Below are 14,609 nucleotides of genomic sequence, written 5' to 3' on the forward strand. Positions count from 1 at the left end.
ATCCTCGAGTGTGCGCATGTTATTTTGCTCCGCTGGGTACAGCCGCCGGCGCCCGCATCGGCACCAGCCTCAACGCCTCGCGCAAGGCTTCGCGGCCGGCGGCGAAGCAGAGCGCGACCAGGATGGTGGTGACATAGGCCAGCACCACCGCGCCGGCCATGGCGACGATATGCTGTTGCGGCAGGAACGGCTTGGCGAACCAGACGGCGGCCAGCGCCAGGTGCGCGCCAAGCACGAAGGGGGTTGCCGCGCGCAGCACATGGTGCGCCTTCAGCGGCCCGGTCTTGCCGATATAGAGCCACAGGAAAGGCGTTCTGAGATATTCGCTGACCGCATAGGCGATGGCCACGCCGAGCGCGCCATAGGGCAGGCCGACCAGGAAGGCCAGCACCGATGTCACCGCCGTCACGATGCCCCAGCGCATGAAATCGCCTGAGCGGCCCTGGCTGACGAACAGCCAGCCCGCCGGATTGTTGAGCGGCTGCAGAAGCCCGGCAAAGCCGAGCGCCAGGAAGATGTCGGAGCTCTGCCGCCACTGCTCGCCGAGCACGAAGGGGATCAGCACGTCGGACATGGCGGTCGCGAAGGCGACGCCCGGCAGCGCCACCAGCAGGATCAGCGGCATGACACGCAGATAGGCGCTGCGGTAGCGGTCCGGCTCGTCCTTCAGCCTGGAAAGTGCCGGCACCATGACCTTGGACAGCGGGTTGGTGATCTGGCTGAGCGGAAACAGCAGCAGTTTGTAGGCGCGGTCATAGAGGCCGAGCTGAGCCTCACCCCAATATTTGCCGATCAGCACATTGTCGAGGTTGCGGGCAAAGAAGTTGGCGAAGTTGAAGCCGGTGATTCCGGCGCCGAAATTGAGCAGTTGACCAATGCCTTCGACCTTGCGCGGCATGCCCGGCCGCCATCTGGAGTTGACCCAATAGCAAAGTGTCGGCAGCACCGCTCCGGTCAGCGTGCCGGCAAACAGCGCCCAGTAGGAACGGTCGATGAAGGTCCAGGCGATCGAAACGGCAAGACCCGTGACGGCGCTGGCGACGTCGATGATCGCCAGGCGGGTGAACTGCATGCGGCGCGTCAAAAGCGCCAGGTGCTGGGCGCCGAGGCCATAGGCCATGATCTGCAGCCCCAGTGCCGCCACCAGGCCCGAAACGCGCGGTTCGCCGTAGAAGGCGGCGACCAAAGGTGCGGCGCCGGCCAGCACGCAGGCAAGGACGGCACTGACCGCGACATTGATCCAGAACAGGGAATTGACCTCGTCGTGACGGATGCCGGTCTTCTGGATCGTCGCCTGGGTCAGGCCGAAATCCTGGAACAGCGCGATAAAGGCAAGCACCGGCGCACACATCGCCACGACGCCGAAATCCTGCGGCGACAAAAGCCGCGACAGTACGATGACGGAGATGATCTGCGTCGCGACGCGCACGGATTGCGCCATGGCCGTGACGATGGCACCGCGCCCGACCGATCTGCGGAGAGAGCCCTCTGGCGGATCGAATGCATTGGCTTCCAAATTCAGGATCCCTGATTTTCGCGCCGGCCGTGACATTACGACCGGCAAACCGCCGCCTTGGACAAACTACGGCAATATTTTTGCAGTGCAACAAAAAACATGGATTCTTGCTACGCTGCACCAAAAATGTTGCGATGCAGCAAAAGCTGTACTAGCATCCCTGTGGGTGGGCCAACAGCGGTCGAGTTTCATGCTGCATGTCTTGTACCTGGTACATGACGTTTCCGATCCGGCGGTGCGACGACGGATCATAATGCTCAGAGCAGGCGGCGCCAGGGTTACACTGGCGGGCTTCCGCCGTACCACAGGCCCGGTCACGGAGATCGAGGGACTGCGTCCGATCGACCTCGGCGCGACGCGCGACGGCCGATTCGGCCAGCGCCTGGCGGCGCTCGCCAAGGCGGCGGTGTCGATCGGCTCGAAGCTTGCGGCGATCGAACGGCCCGACCTCATCATCGCGCGTAACCTTGAAATGCTGGCGCTTGCCCGGCGCGCCAAGGCCGTGTTCCATGGGGCGGTACCGATCGTCTACGAATGCCTCGACATCCATCGTCTGGTGCTTCGCGACGATTTGCTGGGCAAGGCGCTGCGCGGTGCGGAACGCTATCTGGCGCGCGACGTGAAGCTTCTGGTGACTAGTTCGCCGGCCTTCATCGCCAATTATTTCAAGCCGTTTGGACAAATCGCCGCACCGGTCGAGCTGGTCGAAAACAAGTACTTCGATATGGCGCCGGTGGCGGTCGATGACCGGTTGAAGGCGGAAAATCCTGCCGCACCGCCGTGGCGAATCGGCTGGTTCGGTGCGCTCAGATGCCGCCGCTCGCTTGAGCTGCTGGCAGAATTCACCCGCCGCCTCGACGGGCGCTTCGAGGTCATCCTTCGGGGCCGCCCGGCGCTTTCCGAATTTCCCGATTTCCACGCTTTCGTCGAGGCCGAGCCCTTTCTCTCCTTCCGTGGCCCCTACCGCAACCCGGAGGACATGGCGGCGATCTACAGGGAGGTGCATTTCTCCTGGGCGATCGACTTTTTCGAGGAGGGCCAGAATTCCGAATGGCTGCTTCCCAACCGCCTCTACGAGGGATGCCGCTTCGGCGCCGTGCCGATCTCGATGGGCAATACCGAAACCGGGCGCTTCCTCAACCAGCAGGACATCGGCGTTCTGTTGCCTGAGGCCGCGCCCGAGGTGCTCGAGACGGCGCTGGGCAGGATGGAAGAGGATCGCTTCCGCAAGCTGAAGGCGCGGGTGCTTGCCCGCAACCCGCGGACCTGGAGCTACGACCGCAGCGATTGCCTGGCCTTCGTCGACAAGCTGCGTGGCCTGGCTGCCGCGCCCGGCCCCTTCGTCACCGAGGCGCTGGCATAGGATGACCGGGAATGGAAACAAGGATGGACGAGGCCGATGACGCAAACCGAAATGCCCGCATCGAGCCTGCCCGCATCGAGCCTGCCCCCATCGAACTTGATCGTCATTCCCTGCCTCAACGAAGCAGCCCATATCGGGGCGCTGCTCAGGCAGCTTCGGCCGGCGGCCGAACGGCTCGGCGCCCGCATCGTCGTTGCCGATGGCGGCAGCACCGACGGAACACTGGGGATCGTCCAGGCGGTTGCGGCAAAGGATCCGCGCGTCGTCCTGCTCCATAACCCCAAGCGCATCCAGAGCGCCGCGCTCAATCTTGCCGTGGCCACCTTCGGTGATGCTGCCGAATATCTGATCCGGATCGATGCGCATGGCGGCTATCCCGAGGACTACTGCGACCGGCTGGTCGAGGAGGCGCTGGCCACGGGTGCGGATTCGGTCGTCGTCTCGATGCTGACCAGCGGCACCGGCGCCGTACAGAAGGCGGTTGCCGCGGCGCAGAACTCGAAGCTCGGCACTGGCGGCTCCAAGCACCGGCATTTGTCGGCTGGAGAATGGGTCGACCACGGTCACCACGCATTGATGCGCATATCGGCCTTCAGGGCGGTGGGCGGCTATGACGAGACGTTCAGCCACAATGAGGATGCCGAGTTCGACCACCGGCTTCGCCAGGCCGGCTACCGGATCTGGATGAGCGGCAGGACGCAGATGGTCTACTATCCGCGCTCCTCGCTGAAGAGCCTGTATTTCCAGTATCTCGGCTATGGCCGCGGCCGCGCCAAGAACGTTCTCAAGCACCGCGTGATGCCGAAGGTCCGGCAGATGATACCGCTGCTGGTGTTTCCCGTGGTTCTGCTGACGCCCTTTTGTCTCGTGTACATGGTGGCGGCGTTGCCGTTCCTTGTATGGGCGATGGTCTGCATCTTCTATGGCGTCGTGACCGCCATCAGGCGGCGCGATATGGCGCTTGCGCTTGTCGGGGTGTCGGCGATGGTCATGCATCTGGGCTGGTCGATGGGCTTCTGGCTGCAGCTTCTCGAGCCGCGACCGCAGACGCAGCACGGGGTGGCGTGATGGGCGTGGCAACAAAGGGCAGCGTCGACATCTGCGTCTGCACGTTCCGGCGGCCTGAGCTTGCCGACACGCTTCGCTCCATCGCCGCCTTGGACCGACTGGCTGGCTTCGAAATCGGCGTGGTCGTCGCCGACAATGACGACGCGCCGAGCGCCCAGCCGCTGGTCAAGGCGCTGGCGCAGGAATTGAAGCTCCCGGTCCGCTACCGCCATGCTCCCGCGCGCAACATCTCGGTCGCGCGCAACGCCTGTCTCGACGCAAGCGTATCGGACTTTGTCGCCTTCATCGATGACGACGAAACAGCCTCGCCGCAATGGCTCGCCGAACTGGTCGCGACGGCCGAGGCGAGTGGCGCCGCCGCCGTGCTCGGCCCGGTGCGGGCGCGTTACGGCTCGGATGCGCCGGCCTGGATGCGCAAGGGCGATTTCCACTCGACCCTGCCGGTCTGGGTGCATGGCGAAATCCGCACCGGCTACACCTGCAACGTCCTGCTGAGGACAAGCGACGCCAGCCTTCGCGACCGCCGCTTCAGCCTGGCGCGCGGCCAGACCGGCGGCGAGGACACCGAATTCTTCGATCACATGGTCAAGGCCGGCGGCCGCATCGCCTTTTCGCCGCAGGCCTTTGTCGACGAGGTGGTGCCGCGCGCCAGGGCCGCATTCGACTGGCTGCGCCGCCGCCGCTTCCGTTTCGGCCAGACGCATGGTCACCTGCTCGGCAACAACGCAACGGGCGTCCGGCGAGCCAGGGAGATCGGCCTCGCCTCGGCAAAGGCGGCCTATTGCTTTGCCATGGCGATCGCGACGGCGGTCAGCCCGGTTCGCCGGAACCGCAGCGTGCTGCGCGGCATCATGCATGTCGGCGTTGTAAGTGGCCTCGTCGGCGTTCGAGAAATCCGCCAATATGGACTGCCCTCGCCACAGGAAGGGGGCAAGCGTGCAGCCTGACGTCAGCTTTGTCATCGCCGCCTACAACGCCGAGGCGACCCTCGACAGGGCGATCGCCAGCGCGATTGCCCAGCGCGACGTCAGCGTCGAGGTCGTCGTCGTCGACGACACCTCGCGCGACCGGACGCTCGAGGTGGCGCGGTCCTACCCGCAAGACATCGTGCGCGTCGTCGCTCTTCCCGAAAACCGCGGCCCCGGCGGCGCCAGGAATGCCGGCCTCGAGCTTGCTCGCGGCCGCTGGGTCGCCGTCCTCGATTCCGACGATGCCGTCTATCCCGGCCGGCTCAGCACCATGATCGCGCGGGCGGAAAAGGCCGGCGCCGAGATCGCGATCGACAACCTCCAGGTCGTGCGCGAGGACGGCGTTGCCGAGGACACGATGTTCCCGGCCGCCTATCTGGAAAGCCTGAGCGAAATCTCGCTGGCCGATTACATAGCCGGCAACATAGTTTTCGAATCGCGGTTCAACCTCGGTTATCTCAAGCCGATCTTCCAGCGCCGTTTCCTCAACGAGAACGGCCTTCGCTACGATGAAGGTCTGATCATCGGCGAAGACTACATCCTGTTGGCCAGCGCCCTGGCCAAGGGCGGCAAATGCGTGGTCGAACCGACGACCGGCTACGTCTACCACATCCGCAGCGGCTCGATTTCCCGCGTGCTCGAGCTTCATCATGTCGAAGCGATGCGCAAGGCCGATGCGATCTTTGCCGAGACGCATGCTATGGACCCGGAGGCCGCGGCCGCATTCGCCAGGCGCAGCCGCAGCTTGCGCCGGGCGGCATCGTTCCTGTCTCTGGTTCAACACATCAAGGCGCGGTCCCCGCTCAAGGCGATACGGACGGCGCTCAGCGATCCGGCAGCGGTCAGGCATATGGGCATGCCGATCGCTGTCCGGCTGCGACGGGTTGCGGCACAGTTTGCCGTGGGGGCGGGGAGGTGAAGATGCGGGCACATGAAGGAACTTTCGTGGCCGGCAGGTATTGAAAGTCGATCTCCTCAGAAGGAATTTGCAATGAAGAAAGTCAGGAAGGCAGTCATACCGGTGGCGGGGTTGGGAACGCGGTTCCTGCCGGCGACCAAGTCGATGCCCAAGGAAATGCTGCCGGTGGTCGACAGGCCTGTCGTGCAATATGCGGTGGACGAGGCCTTCGAGGCCGGCATCGAGCACATCGTCTTTGTCACCGGCCGCAACAAGGCAGTCATCGAAGACTATTTCGACCTGCATCCTGAACTGATCGGAACCCTGGAACAGACCGGCAAGAAGGCGCAGCTCCAGTCGCTGGAAAGCCTGCTTCCGGTGGCCGGCGCCACCAGCTTCATCCGCCAGCAGTCGCCGCAGGGTCTCGGCCATGCGGTGTGGTGCGCCCGCGAAGTCATCGGCGACGAGCCCTTCGCCCTGCTGCTCCCCGACATGGTGTCCTTCGGCGGGCGCGGATGCCTTGCCGAAACCGTCGACCTCTATCAGCGCACCGGCGGAAACGTCATTGCAGTCGAGCGCTGCGATCCCAGCGAAACCAGCAAGTATGGTATCGTCGGCCGCGGCGCCGAGGTCGGCAGCGGCTTCGAGGTGACCGGCATGGTCGAGAAGCCGGCGCCCGCCAATGCGCCGTCGAACTTCTACATCAACGGCCGCTACATACTGCAGCCCGAGATTTTCGCGCTGCTCGGTAACCAGCAGCGCGGCGCCGGCAACGAGATCCAGCTGACCGACGCCATGGTCCGCCTGTCGCAGTCACAGGCCTTCTTTGCCCAGCCTTTCAACGGTCGCATGTTCGACTGCGGTTCGAAGGAGGGTTTCATCCAGGCCAATGTCGCATTCGCCCTGGCGCGCGACGACATGAAGGGACCGATCTTCGAAATGCTTCAGGAGTTCGTCCGGTCGCATGAGCGCCGGGAAGAAGCCGCATAATGCCCATTTTTTGGGAGTATGTGCGTATCGATGATGGCGCGACATACGCCGCCGCGCTTGGCCGATCCGGCCAAGCGCCTTCTGGCATGAATGTTGCGCGGTCTTTTCTGGTGACGACGCCAACCTTCGAAGGCCGATAGCGCCTGCAACCTGGAATTGGACCGACGATGAACTATGCCAACTTTCCTCTCGACAAGAGGGTGCCTTTGCCCGGTACAGACGCGGAAAAGGGCGAAGACTTCATCGATATCGAGCGCCTGCTCGGCATGGCTGCCCGGCAGGCCAAGGTGGTGGCCGTGTGCGCGATCATCGGTCTGTTCATGGGCGTGCTCTATCTGCAGACCACCCCCAAGCAGTATATCTCGGTTGCCAGTGTGCTGATCGACGAAGGCCTGAACAAGGTCGTCGACGACATCTCGGCGGCGTCGGCCACCATGCAGACCGATGCCTCTCTGCTCAGCCAGATCGAGATCCTCACCTCCGCGCGGCTGGCCTCGGTGGTGGTCGACAAGCTGAAGCTTGACCAGAACCAAGAGTTCATGAACCCTCCGACGTCTGCCCTGGCGAAGGGCATCGGCTTTGTGCGCGGGCTGGTTGGCTATTTCCGTGGCAGTTCGGGCCCGGACATCCCTGGCCTCGAAAATGTCGACGCCGCGACGCGCGAGGCCATGATGGCCACCGCCCGCCGCGACTACGCGATCCTCAAGCTGCAAAGCGAGGTGCTGGCGCAGCGCAACGGCCGCAGCTATGTGATCGACATTGGCTATCAGTCGACGGACCCGGCGCTCGCGACCGCAATCACCAAGGCCTTTTCCGAGGCCTATCTCGCCGACCAGCTCAATGCGAGCTTCGACGCCACCGAGCGGGCGGCGGTCTGGCTGCAGGGCCGGTTGACCGAGCTTCGCGAAAGCTCGCAGAAGGCCGCCCTGGCGGTCGAGATGTTCAGGGCCGAGCACGGGTTGTCCGCGGGCAGCGACGGCCAGCTGATCAGCGACAAGCAACTGTCCGACCTGAACAGCCAGCTCATCGTCGCGCAGGCCGACACGGCCCGAGCCAGCGCCCGCTACCAGCAGTACAAGGCCATCGTGGACAGCGGCTCGGACAATGCTTTCCAGGACTCCGCGATATCGAGCGACCAGCCGGCCAGCTCGGTCATTGCCACGCTCAAGACCCGCTATCTGACCGTCTCCAAGCGGCTGCAGGATGTCGAGGCCAATTTCGGCAAGGATCACCCCCAGGCGGTAGCACTTGCCAAGGAAAAGGCCGATGTGTCGGCGCAGATCTTCGGACAGCTGAAGCAACTGACCGAAAGCTATCGCAACGATTATCAGGTGGCGCAGGCGCGCGAGACCGCGCTCAAGGAGAAGATCGCCACCGCCGCCGGCAAGAGCTCCATCGACAACCAGTCGCAGGTCAAGCTGCGCGATCTCGACCAGCAGGCGACGGCGCTCACCACGCTCTATCAGACATTCCTCAGCCGCTATGAGGAAGCCTCCCAGCAGCAATCCTTCCCGGTCGGCAAGGTCCGCATCATCTCCGATGCGACAATGCCGCTGTCGGCGGTAGGCCCGCGCACATCCAAGGTGCTGGCGCTTACGCTCGTGCTTGGCGTGTTGTTGGGGGCTGGATTTGGCGGCTTGAACGAGTTCAACGAACGGTTCTTCAGAACCGGCGAGGACATTCGCGATCGCGTCGGCCTCAAATTCCTCGGCTATCTGCCGACGATCGGTGGCGGCAAACCCGGCAAGGACGCCAAGCCGGACGATGTCCAGGCCGATGCCAAGATCGCCAGCCTGTCGGCCGCCGAGAAACGGGCGCGCATGCGGGTCAGCATCGACGCTCCGGCCTCGATGTTCGCCGAAACGCTGCGCAACGCCAAGATCGCCTTCGACGTCGTCATGGAAGGGCAAGGCAGCAAGGTCATCGGCGTGATCTCGCTGCTGCCCGGCGAGGGCAAGTCGACGGTCGCGGCCAATCTGGCCGGATTGCTTGCCGCCAATGGCGCCAAGACGCTGCTCATCGACGGCGATTTGCGCAATCCCGGTCTCAGCCGCAGCCTCGGCATGGAAACCGAACAAGGGCTGATGGAAGCTGTCGTCAGCGGCCAGACCTGGCAGTCGGTCGGCAAGGTCGACCGGCAGACGAAGCTGGCGATCATCCCGGCCGTCCTGCGCGGCCAGTTCTCGCACACCAGCGAGCTTCTCTCCTCGGCCGGCATGCGGCGCTTCATCGAGAACGCCAAGGAGACGTTCGAGTACATCGTCGTCGATCTGCCGCCGCTCGGTCCCGTAGTCGACGCCAAGGCCTTCGCTCCGCTGGCCGACGGTTTCGTGCTGGTCACCGAATGGGGCCGCACGCCACGCGCAGTGGTGCGCTCGATGTTGGAATCCGAGCCATACGTCGCCAACAAGATCGTCGGCGCGGTGCTGAACAAGGTCGATCTGAAGAAGCTGGCCAAATACGGATCGCTCGGCGGATCCGAGAAGTTCTTCGACAAATATTCGACCTACTATCTGGACAAGTCGGAAACGCGCACCAGGGCGGCCGCCTAGGGCAATTCCAGGAAAAGTGCGTAGCGGTTTTCCGTCCGGAATTGCGTAAAAACAAATACTTAGAGCGGGTCAGCGGTTTTATGAAAAGCCGAACCGCTCTAGGAAAATAGCAGCTTGCCGTACCTGCCAGCTATCCTGACGGCGGTCAGCCGTCCGCTCTGAAAGGCGCCGGTGTCGATGCCGAGCCGGCGCCCGTCGAGCCTGGGCACGTCCACGATCGTATGCCCGTGCACCACCCATCGGTCGAGCAGATGGACGGCGTCGAAGAAGTCCGCGCGGATGCTGAGCAGGTCGTCTTCGTCCTGGTCGGCGAGATCGATGCCGGGCCTGATGCCGGCATGGACGAAGACGAATTTCCTCGAGCAGACCATGACCGGCAGCGCGCGCATGAAGCTGACATGGCTGGCGGGAATGACCTCGCGGATACGCCGGTCGACCGCTTCGCTCGAACTGTAGAGATTGCCTAGATGCTGCGCATCGACCCCGTAGGAAAACAGCGTCTCCAGTCCGCCCGTCGCCAGCCAGGGTTCTCGCGGAAGATAGCCGTCGAGATAGTTCAGCATCGCCACCTCGTGGTTTCCCGCTAGGCAGACGCGCAGGAAGCCCCTCGGCGGCGGCGCCGTGAGATGGTCGAGCACGCGTTTGGACTGCGGCCCGCGATCGACATAGTCGCCAAGCATGATGATGATCTTGCGCCCGCGGAAGGGCAGCGCATCGAGCAGGATCTTTTGCTCCAGCGAACGCAGTTCGTTGTAGCACCCATGCACGTCGCCGATCGCATAGACGACCGTATCCTGCATATCCATCTGCAGCCGTTCGCGCGGCGCGGCACGCGGCTTTCTCGATCGCTGGAACAGGCTCACGGATTGAGGCTCGGTGCTCGCACAGGTTTTTCTGCGTTAGGGAGCATGACACACGGGGGCACGCATGAAACCTCGATACCATGCTTGGCGCCGGAAATTCCATACCGGTGAGGAGCAGGCCCTGTCTTGGTAAATAAGTGCTGGGAGCGGCGTTTATGCCGTCCTGAGCCTGTAGCGGAAGACGGTATGGTCAAGCAGCAGCCTTATGCGCGGTTCGGCCTCTATCGCTACCAGCCAGCTCGCGGCGATCATGGTCGCGCCGACAGCTGCGATCGACAGAAGGTACGGCACCCCGGCGCGGACCAGGGCGCCGAGCATGGCGGCGCCGACGACGTCATGGATGAGGTAGAGCGGGTAGGTCATCAGCCCGATCCGGCGCCAGCCGCGCCAGGACAGGTTAAGCCGCAGCGACCATGCCATCAGTCCCGTGGCGACCAGGAAGATGAGGATCGGCGGCGCATAGGGCATCGCGGCTTCGACCTTGATGCTGTGCACGTCGACCGAGCTTGCGATCTGCAGCACGCCGCCGGCCAGGAACAGCGCGGAGAAACCGAGGCGTGTTCCCGTCACCGCCTTGAACCGCATCAGCCACAGCATCACGCCGACGGCGAAAAAGCAGCCGTGATGCACCAGCGCAAGCTGGAGCCAGCGCGTCTCGGCGAGGTCGGACAAATCGAGGGGATAATAGAGGCACCAGAAGAACGTGCTGATCAGCCCGATCGCGATGGCCACGGTTTCCATCACGTCGAAGCGGCCGAGCCGCAGCAAGGTCCAGACCACGGTATAGAAAGCGATTTCGATGCCGAGCGTCCAGTAGACGCTGTCGACCCACGGATCGAAGGGAACGAACAGGCCGGTGCGAACGAGCCGGATCACAGCATCCGTCGGCCAGCTGAGGTCGACCAGAAGCAACACCGCCGCGGTGATCGGCGCGCATACCCATACCGCCGGCGCCAGGCGCTTCACCCTTGCCTCGAAGAACCGCAACGGCGTCGAATTCTCGGCGCTGAAGGCGATGACGAAGCCGCTGATGACGAAGAACACCTGCACGCCGACCCAGCCGGAGCCTAGGAAGTCCATTTCCGGGTGCGCCGGGATGCCGCCAGTGGCGCGTGCCGAAACACCGCCGGGGAATGCCCAAACCCAGTAGCCGTAGTGGTAGAACATCACGAGGACAGCGGCGAGAAACCGCAAGATGTCGACGCCGCCAAATGTAGTCTTTTGCTGAGCCATGCCGTATCATCGGGTGGCCCCCCAGGCAAACCTTAAGGTCTGTTGCTGCAATGCACAACAGACGATTGCAATGCGGGACAAATTCGTGAATTCACCCTGCGTCACCCGCTTGCAGCGGGCTGAAGGCGGCCTACAGGCCTATGCCGCGCCCCTTCAGTGCCGCGGTGATCTCGTCAAGGATGGCTGGGTCGTCGATGGTCGCCGGCATCGTCCATTCTTCCTTGTCGGCGATCTTCTGCATCGTGCCGCGCAGGATCTTGCCGGAACGCGTCTTGGGCAGGCGCTTGATCGTCACCACCGTCTTGAAGGCGGCGACCGGGCCGATCCGTTCGCGCACCAGCGAGACGACCTCGCTTTCGATGGCGCCGGTGTCGCGCGCGACGCCCGCATTCAAAACGACAAAGCCGAGCGGAACCTGGCCCTTCATCTGATCGGCGATGCCGATGACGGCGCATTCGGCAACGTCGGGATGCGCCGATAACACCTCCTCCATGGCGCCGGTCGACAGCCGATGGCCGGCGACGTTGATGATGTCGTCGGTGCGGGCCATGACGAACAGATAGCCGTCCTCGTCCATCATGCCGGCGTCGGCCGTCTTGTAGAAGCCGGGGAATTCTTCGAGATAGGCCTGCCGGAAACGGGCGTCGGCATTCCACAGCGTCGGCAGGCAGCCGGCCGGCAGCGGCAGCTTGACCACGACATTGCCCAGAGTGCCGCGTGGTACCTCATGGCCGGCATCGTCGAGCACGCGGATGTCATAGCCGGGCATCGGCACACCGGGTGAGCCGTATTTCACCGGCAGCAGCCCGAGCCCGGCCGGGTTGATGGTCATCGGCGAGCCGGTCTCGGTCTGCCACCAATGGTCGATCACCGGCACGTTCAGTTTCTGCTCCGCCCATTTGATGGTTTCCGGGTCGGCGCGTTCGCCGGCGAGGAACAGCGTGCGGAAATTCGACAGATCGTATTTCGGCACGAATTCGCCGCGCGGATCCTGGCCCTTGATGGCGCGGAAGGCGGTCGGCGCGGTGAACAGCGCGACCACGCCATGCTCGGCAATGACCCGCCAATAGGTGCCGGCATCCGGCGTGCCGATCGGCTTGCCCTCGAACAGGATGCTGGTCGAGCCATGCAGCAGCGGGCCGTAGACGATGTAGGAATGGCCGACCACCCAGCCGACATCGGATGCCGCCCAGAACACCTCGCCCGGCTTCACGCCGAACTCGTTTTCCATCGTCCATTTCAGCGCGACCATGTGGCCGCCATTGTCGCGCACGATGCCCTTCGGCTGGCCGGTCGTGCCTGACGTGTAGATGATGTAGAGCGGATCGGTGGCAAGCACCGGGACGCAATCGACATTGGCGCCCGCCGCGCGCTCGCGGGCAACGGCGTCGGCATAGTCGATGTCGTAATGGTCCTTCAGTTCGCAGCGCAGCTGCTCGCGCTGCAGGATCAGGCAGGCTTCCGGCTTGTGCCGGGAAAGCTCGATCGCGGTGTCGAGCAGCGGCTTGTAGGCGACGGTCCGCCCGGGCTCCAGGCCGCAGGAAGCGGAAATAATCAGCTTCGGCCTGGCGTCGTCGATGCGAGTGGCAAGTTCGTGCGAGGCAAATCCACCGAAGACGACCGAATGCACGGCGCCGATGCGCGCGCAGGCAAGCATGGCGAAGGCCGCTTCCGGCACCATCGGCATGTAGATGATGACGCGGTCGCCCTTGCGGATGCCGCGATTCTTCAGCACCGAAGTCAGCGCGACCACTTCGCGCTTCAGTTCGGCATAAGTGAATTTCCTGACCGTGCCGGTGATCGCGCTGTCGTGGATCAGCGCGATCTGGTCGGCGCGGCCACCCGCCACGTGACGGTCGACGGCATTGAAGCAGGTGTTGCAGGTGGCGCCATTGAACCAGCGGCCGTAAACGCCGGCTTCTGCATCGAAGACGCTGTCAGGGGGCGAATACCAGTCGTTCGCCTTGGCCGCCTCGGCCCAGAATTGTTCCGGGTCGCGTTTCCAGCCTTCGTAGACTTCATGGTAGCGTGACGCCATCCAACTTCCTCCCAGGAAAATTTGCCGTCTTGCATTAGCCTATGCCGTTTTTCGAAACCATGTCTTCCCGGAATTTCATCAATGTCCGATCTCGCCTTGGAGAGGGATATCCGGCACCATGGTCTCGGGGGATGACGATGCTGCGGCAAACAACGTTTGGCTCCGCGGCTGCTGCCCGGTGATACGAGGGGAAGAAAATGCAACGCCATTGGCAATTCGTCATCCGGCCGCTGTTTGCAGCGGCGATCAGTACCGCACTGGTAGTCTTCGCCGGAACCGCCCATCCCGGCGACGCGGCGGCGAGGCGCATCATCGGCTTCTCGCCCGACGGCACCTACTTCGCCTTCGAGCAGTACGGCCAGCTCGACGCCGGCGCCTCCGATTCAGGCTATTCGGAGATCGACATCATCGACACCCGCACCGATCAGTTCGTCGGCGGCAAGCCCATTCTCATCGTTGACGAAACGGAGGATGCGACGCTGACCCTCGAACAAGCGCGGGCGCAGGCTGCCGCGCAAGCCGCACCCATCCTTGCCAAATATGCCATCGCGCCGCGCGGCGAACGGATGGCCTTCGACAAGTTCACCTTTCCTGAGGACATGGTCGCCTACAACGACATCGCGCGCCTCGAACAGGTCGCGCAGAAATGGCTGTCGCCGATCTATGACGAGCTTGCCATCTCGACCATCCAGCTCGACCAGATCCTGGCCGGGAGCACGACGGATTGTTCGGTCAGTTTCGACGAGACGCGGGATACGGCAGGAAAAGCCCTCGGTTTCCGCCTGTCGCTGCAGGGCCAGGACGGCAAGCCGTTCAAGCTCCTGCACGAGGACAAGACTGTCCCTGGGTCAAGGAACTGTCCGACCTCCTACAGCCTGTCGGAAGCCTATGAATTCACCCCCGACGGCAAGCCGGCCGTGCTTGCCGTGCTCGTGCAGCGTTTCAGCCAAGGCTTTGAAGGGCGCGACCGCCGCTTCATCGCCGTGACCGGCCAGGCACGCTGACCCGGCCCGGCCTGCGGCAGGCAGTCCGCAAGCTCTCATGCGCCCCGGAGGCGTTCGTGTCGGTCGATGGTATCAGCGGTTAGAGCGGCAATGCCGCCAGCATCAGGCCGACGCCC

Annotated in this window: 11 protein-coding genes; 7 read left to right on the forward strand and 4 right to left on the reverse strand. The window is 63.7% G+C overall.

What is annotated here, in order from left to right:
• Nucleotides 1–19: 19 nt before the first annotated feature.
• Entirely contained in the window at nucleotides 20–1,516 is a 1,497-nt protein-coding gene (locus ACSQ3Z_RS06405; RefSeq protein ID WP_436170493.1) for a lipopolysaccharide biosynthesis protein, read from the reverse strand.
• Between the two features lie 190 nt (nucleotides 1,517–1,706).
• Here ACSQ3Z_RS06405 and ACSQ3Z_RS06410 point away from each other — a divergent pair, with 190 nt between their 5' ends.
• The 6 genes from ACSQ3Z_RS06410 to ACSQ3Z_RS06435 all read left to right on the forward strand — a co-directional run bounded on the left by ACSQ3Z_RS06410 (nucleotide 1,707) and on the right by ACSQ3Z_RS06435 (nucleotide 9,355).
• Complete coding sequence (locus tag ACSQ3Z_RS06410) at nucleotides 1,707–2,879, forward strand: glycosyl transferase family 1 (RefSeq protein ID WP_436170494.1); 1,173 nt, start codon at nucleotides 1,707–1,709, stop codon at nucleotides 2,877–2,879.
• A 36-nt stretch (nucleotides 2,880–2,915) separates the two neighbouring features.
• On the forward strand, nucleotides 2,916–3,947 hold the full coding sequence (locus ACSQ3Z_RS06415) for a glycosyltransferase family 2 protein (RefSeq protein ID WP_436170495.1): 1,032 nt from the start codon (nucleotides 2,916–2,918) through the stop codon (nucleotides 3,945–3,947).
• Nucleotides 3,947–4,894 (forward strand): glycosyltransferase, encoded by a 948-nt coding sequence (locus ACSQ3Z_RS06420; protein ID WP_436170496.1) that lies wholly within the window; start codon nucleotides 3,947–3,949, stop codon nucleotides 4,892–4,894. The genes ACSQ3Z_RS06415 and ACSQ3Z_RS06420 overlap by 1 nt, the downstream gene beginning before the upstream one ends.
• Nucleotides 4,884–5,834: a glycosyltransferase family 2 protein gene (locus ACSQ3Z_RS06425; protein WP_436170497.1), complete on the forward strand. Its 951-nt coding sequence runs from the start codon at nucleotides 4,884–4,886 to the stop codon at nucleotides 5,832–5,834. The genes ACSQ3Z_RS06420 and ACSQ3Z_RS06425 overlap by 11 nt, the downstream gene beginning before the upstream one ends.
• A gap of 72 nt (nucleotides 5,835–5,906) precedes the next feature.
• Nucleotides 5,907–6,803 (forward strand): UTP--glucose-1-phosphate uridylyltransferase, encoded by an 897-nt coding sequence (locus ACSQ3Z_RS06430; protein ID WP_436170498.1) that lies wholly within the window; start codon nucleotides 5,907–5,909, stop codon nucleotides 6,801–6,803.
• A gap of 167 nt (nucleotides 6,804–6,970) precedes the next feature.
• On the forward strand, nucleotides 6,971–9,355 hold the full coding sequence (locus ACSQ3Z_RS06435) for a polysaccharide biosynthesis tyrosine autokinase (RefSeq protein WP_436170499.1): 2,385 nt from the start codon (nucleotides 6,971–6,973) through the stop codon (nucleotides 9,353–9,355).
• Between the two features lie 98 nt (nucleotides 9,356–9,453).
• Here ACSQ3Z_RS06435 and ACSQ3Z_RS06440 read toward each other — a convergent pair whose 3' ends face one another.
• The 3 genes from ACSQ3Z_RS06440 to ACSQ3Z_RS06450 all read right to left on the reverse strand — a co-directional run bounded on the left by ACSQ3Z_RS06440 (nucleotide 9,454) and on the right by ACSQ3Z_RS06450 (nucleotide 13,489).
• Nucleotides 9,454–10,218, reverse strand: coding sequence for a metallophosphoesterase family protein (locus ACSQ3Z_RS06440; protein ID WP_436170500.1), 765 nt, complete (start codon nucleotides 10,216–10,218; stop codon nucleotides 9,454–9,456).
• Between the two features lie 153 nt (nucleotides 10,219–10,371).
• Nucleotides 10,372–11,451, reverse strand: coding sequence for an acyltransferase family protein (locus ACSQ3Z_RS06445; protein ID WP_436170501.1), 1,080 nt, complete (start codon nucleotides 11,449–11,451; stop codon nucleotides 10,372–10,374).
• A gap of 130 nt (nucleotides 11,452–11,581) precedes the next feature.
• Nucleotides 11,582–13,489: a propionyl-CoA synthetase gene (locus tag ACSQ3Z_RS06450; RefSeq protein ID WP_436170502.1), complete on the reverse strand. Its 1,908-nt coding sequence runs from the start codon at nucleotides 13,487–13,489 to the stop codon at nucleotides 11,582–11,584.
• 197 nt (nucleotides 13,490–13,686) lie between these two features.
• Between ACSQ3Z_RS06450 and ACSQ3Z_RS06455 the strand changes: the two genes are divergently transcribed.
• Nucleotides 13,687–14,493 carry a DUF2259 domain-containing protein gene (locus ACSQ3Z_RS06455; RefSeq protein ID WP_436170503.1) on the forward strand — a complete coding sequence of 269 codons (807 nt, stop codon included), beginning with the start codon at nucleotides 13,687–13,689 and terminating at the stop codon, nucleotides 14,491–14,493.
• The last annotated feature ends 116 nt before the right edge of the window (nucleotides 14,494–14,609 follow it).

Source organism: Mesorhizobium sp. LjNodule214 (assembly GCF_964252735.1).
Taxonomy (GTDB): domain Bacteria; phylum Pseudomonadota; class Alphaproteobacteria; order Rhizobiales; family Rhizobiaceae; genus Mesorhizobium.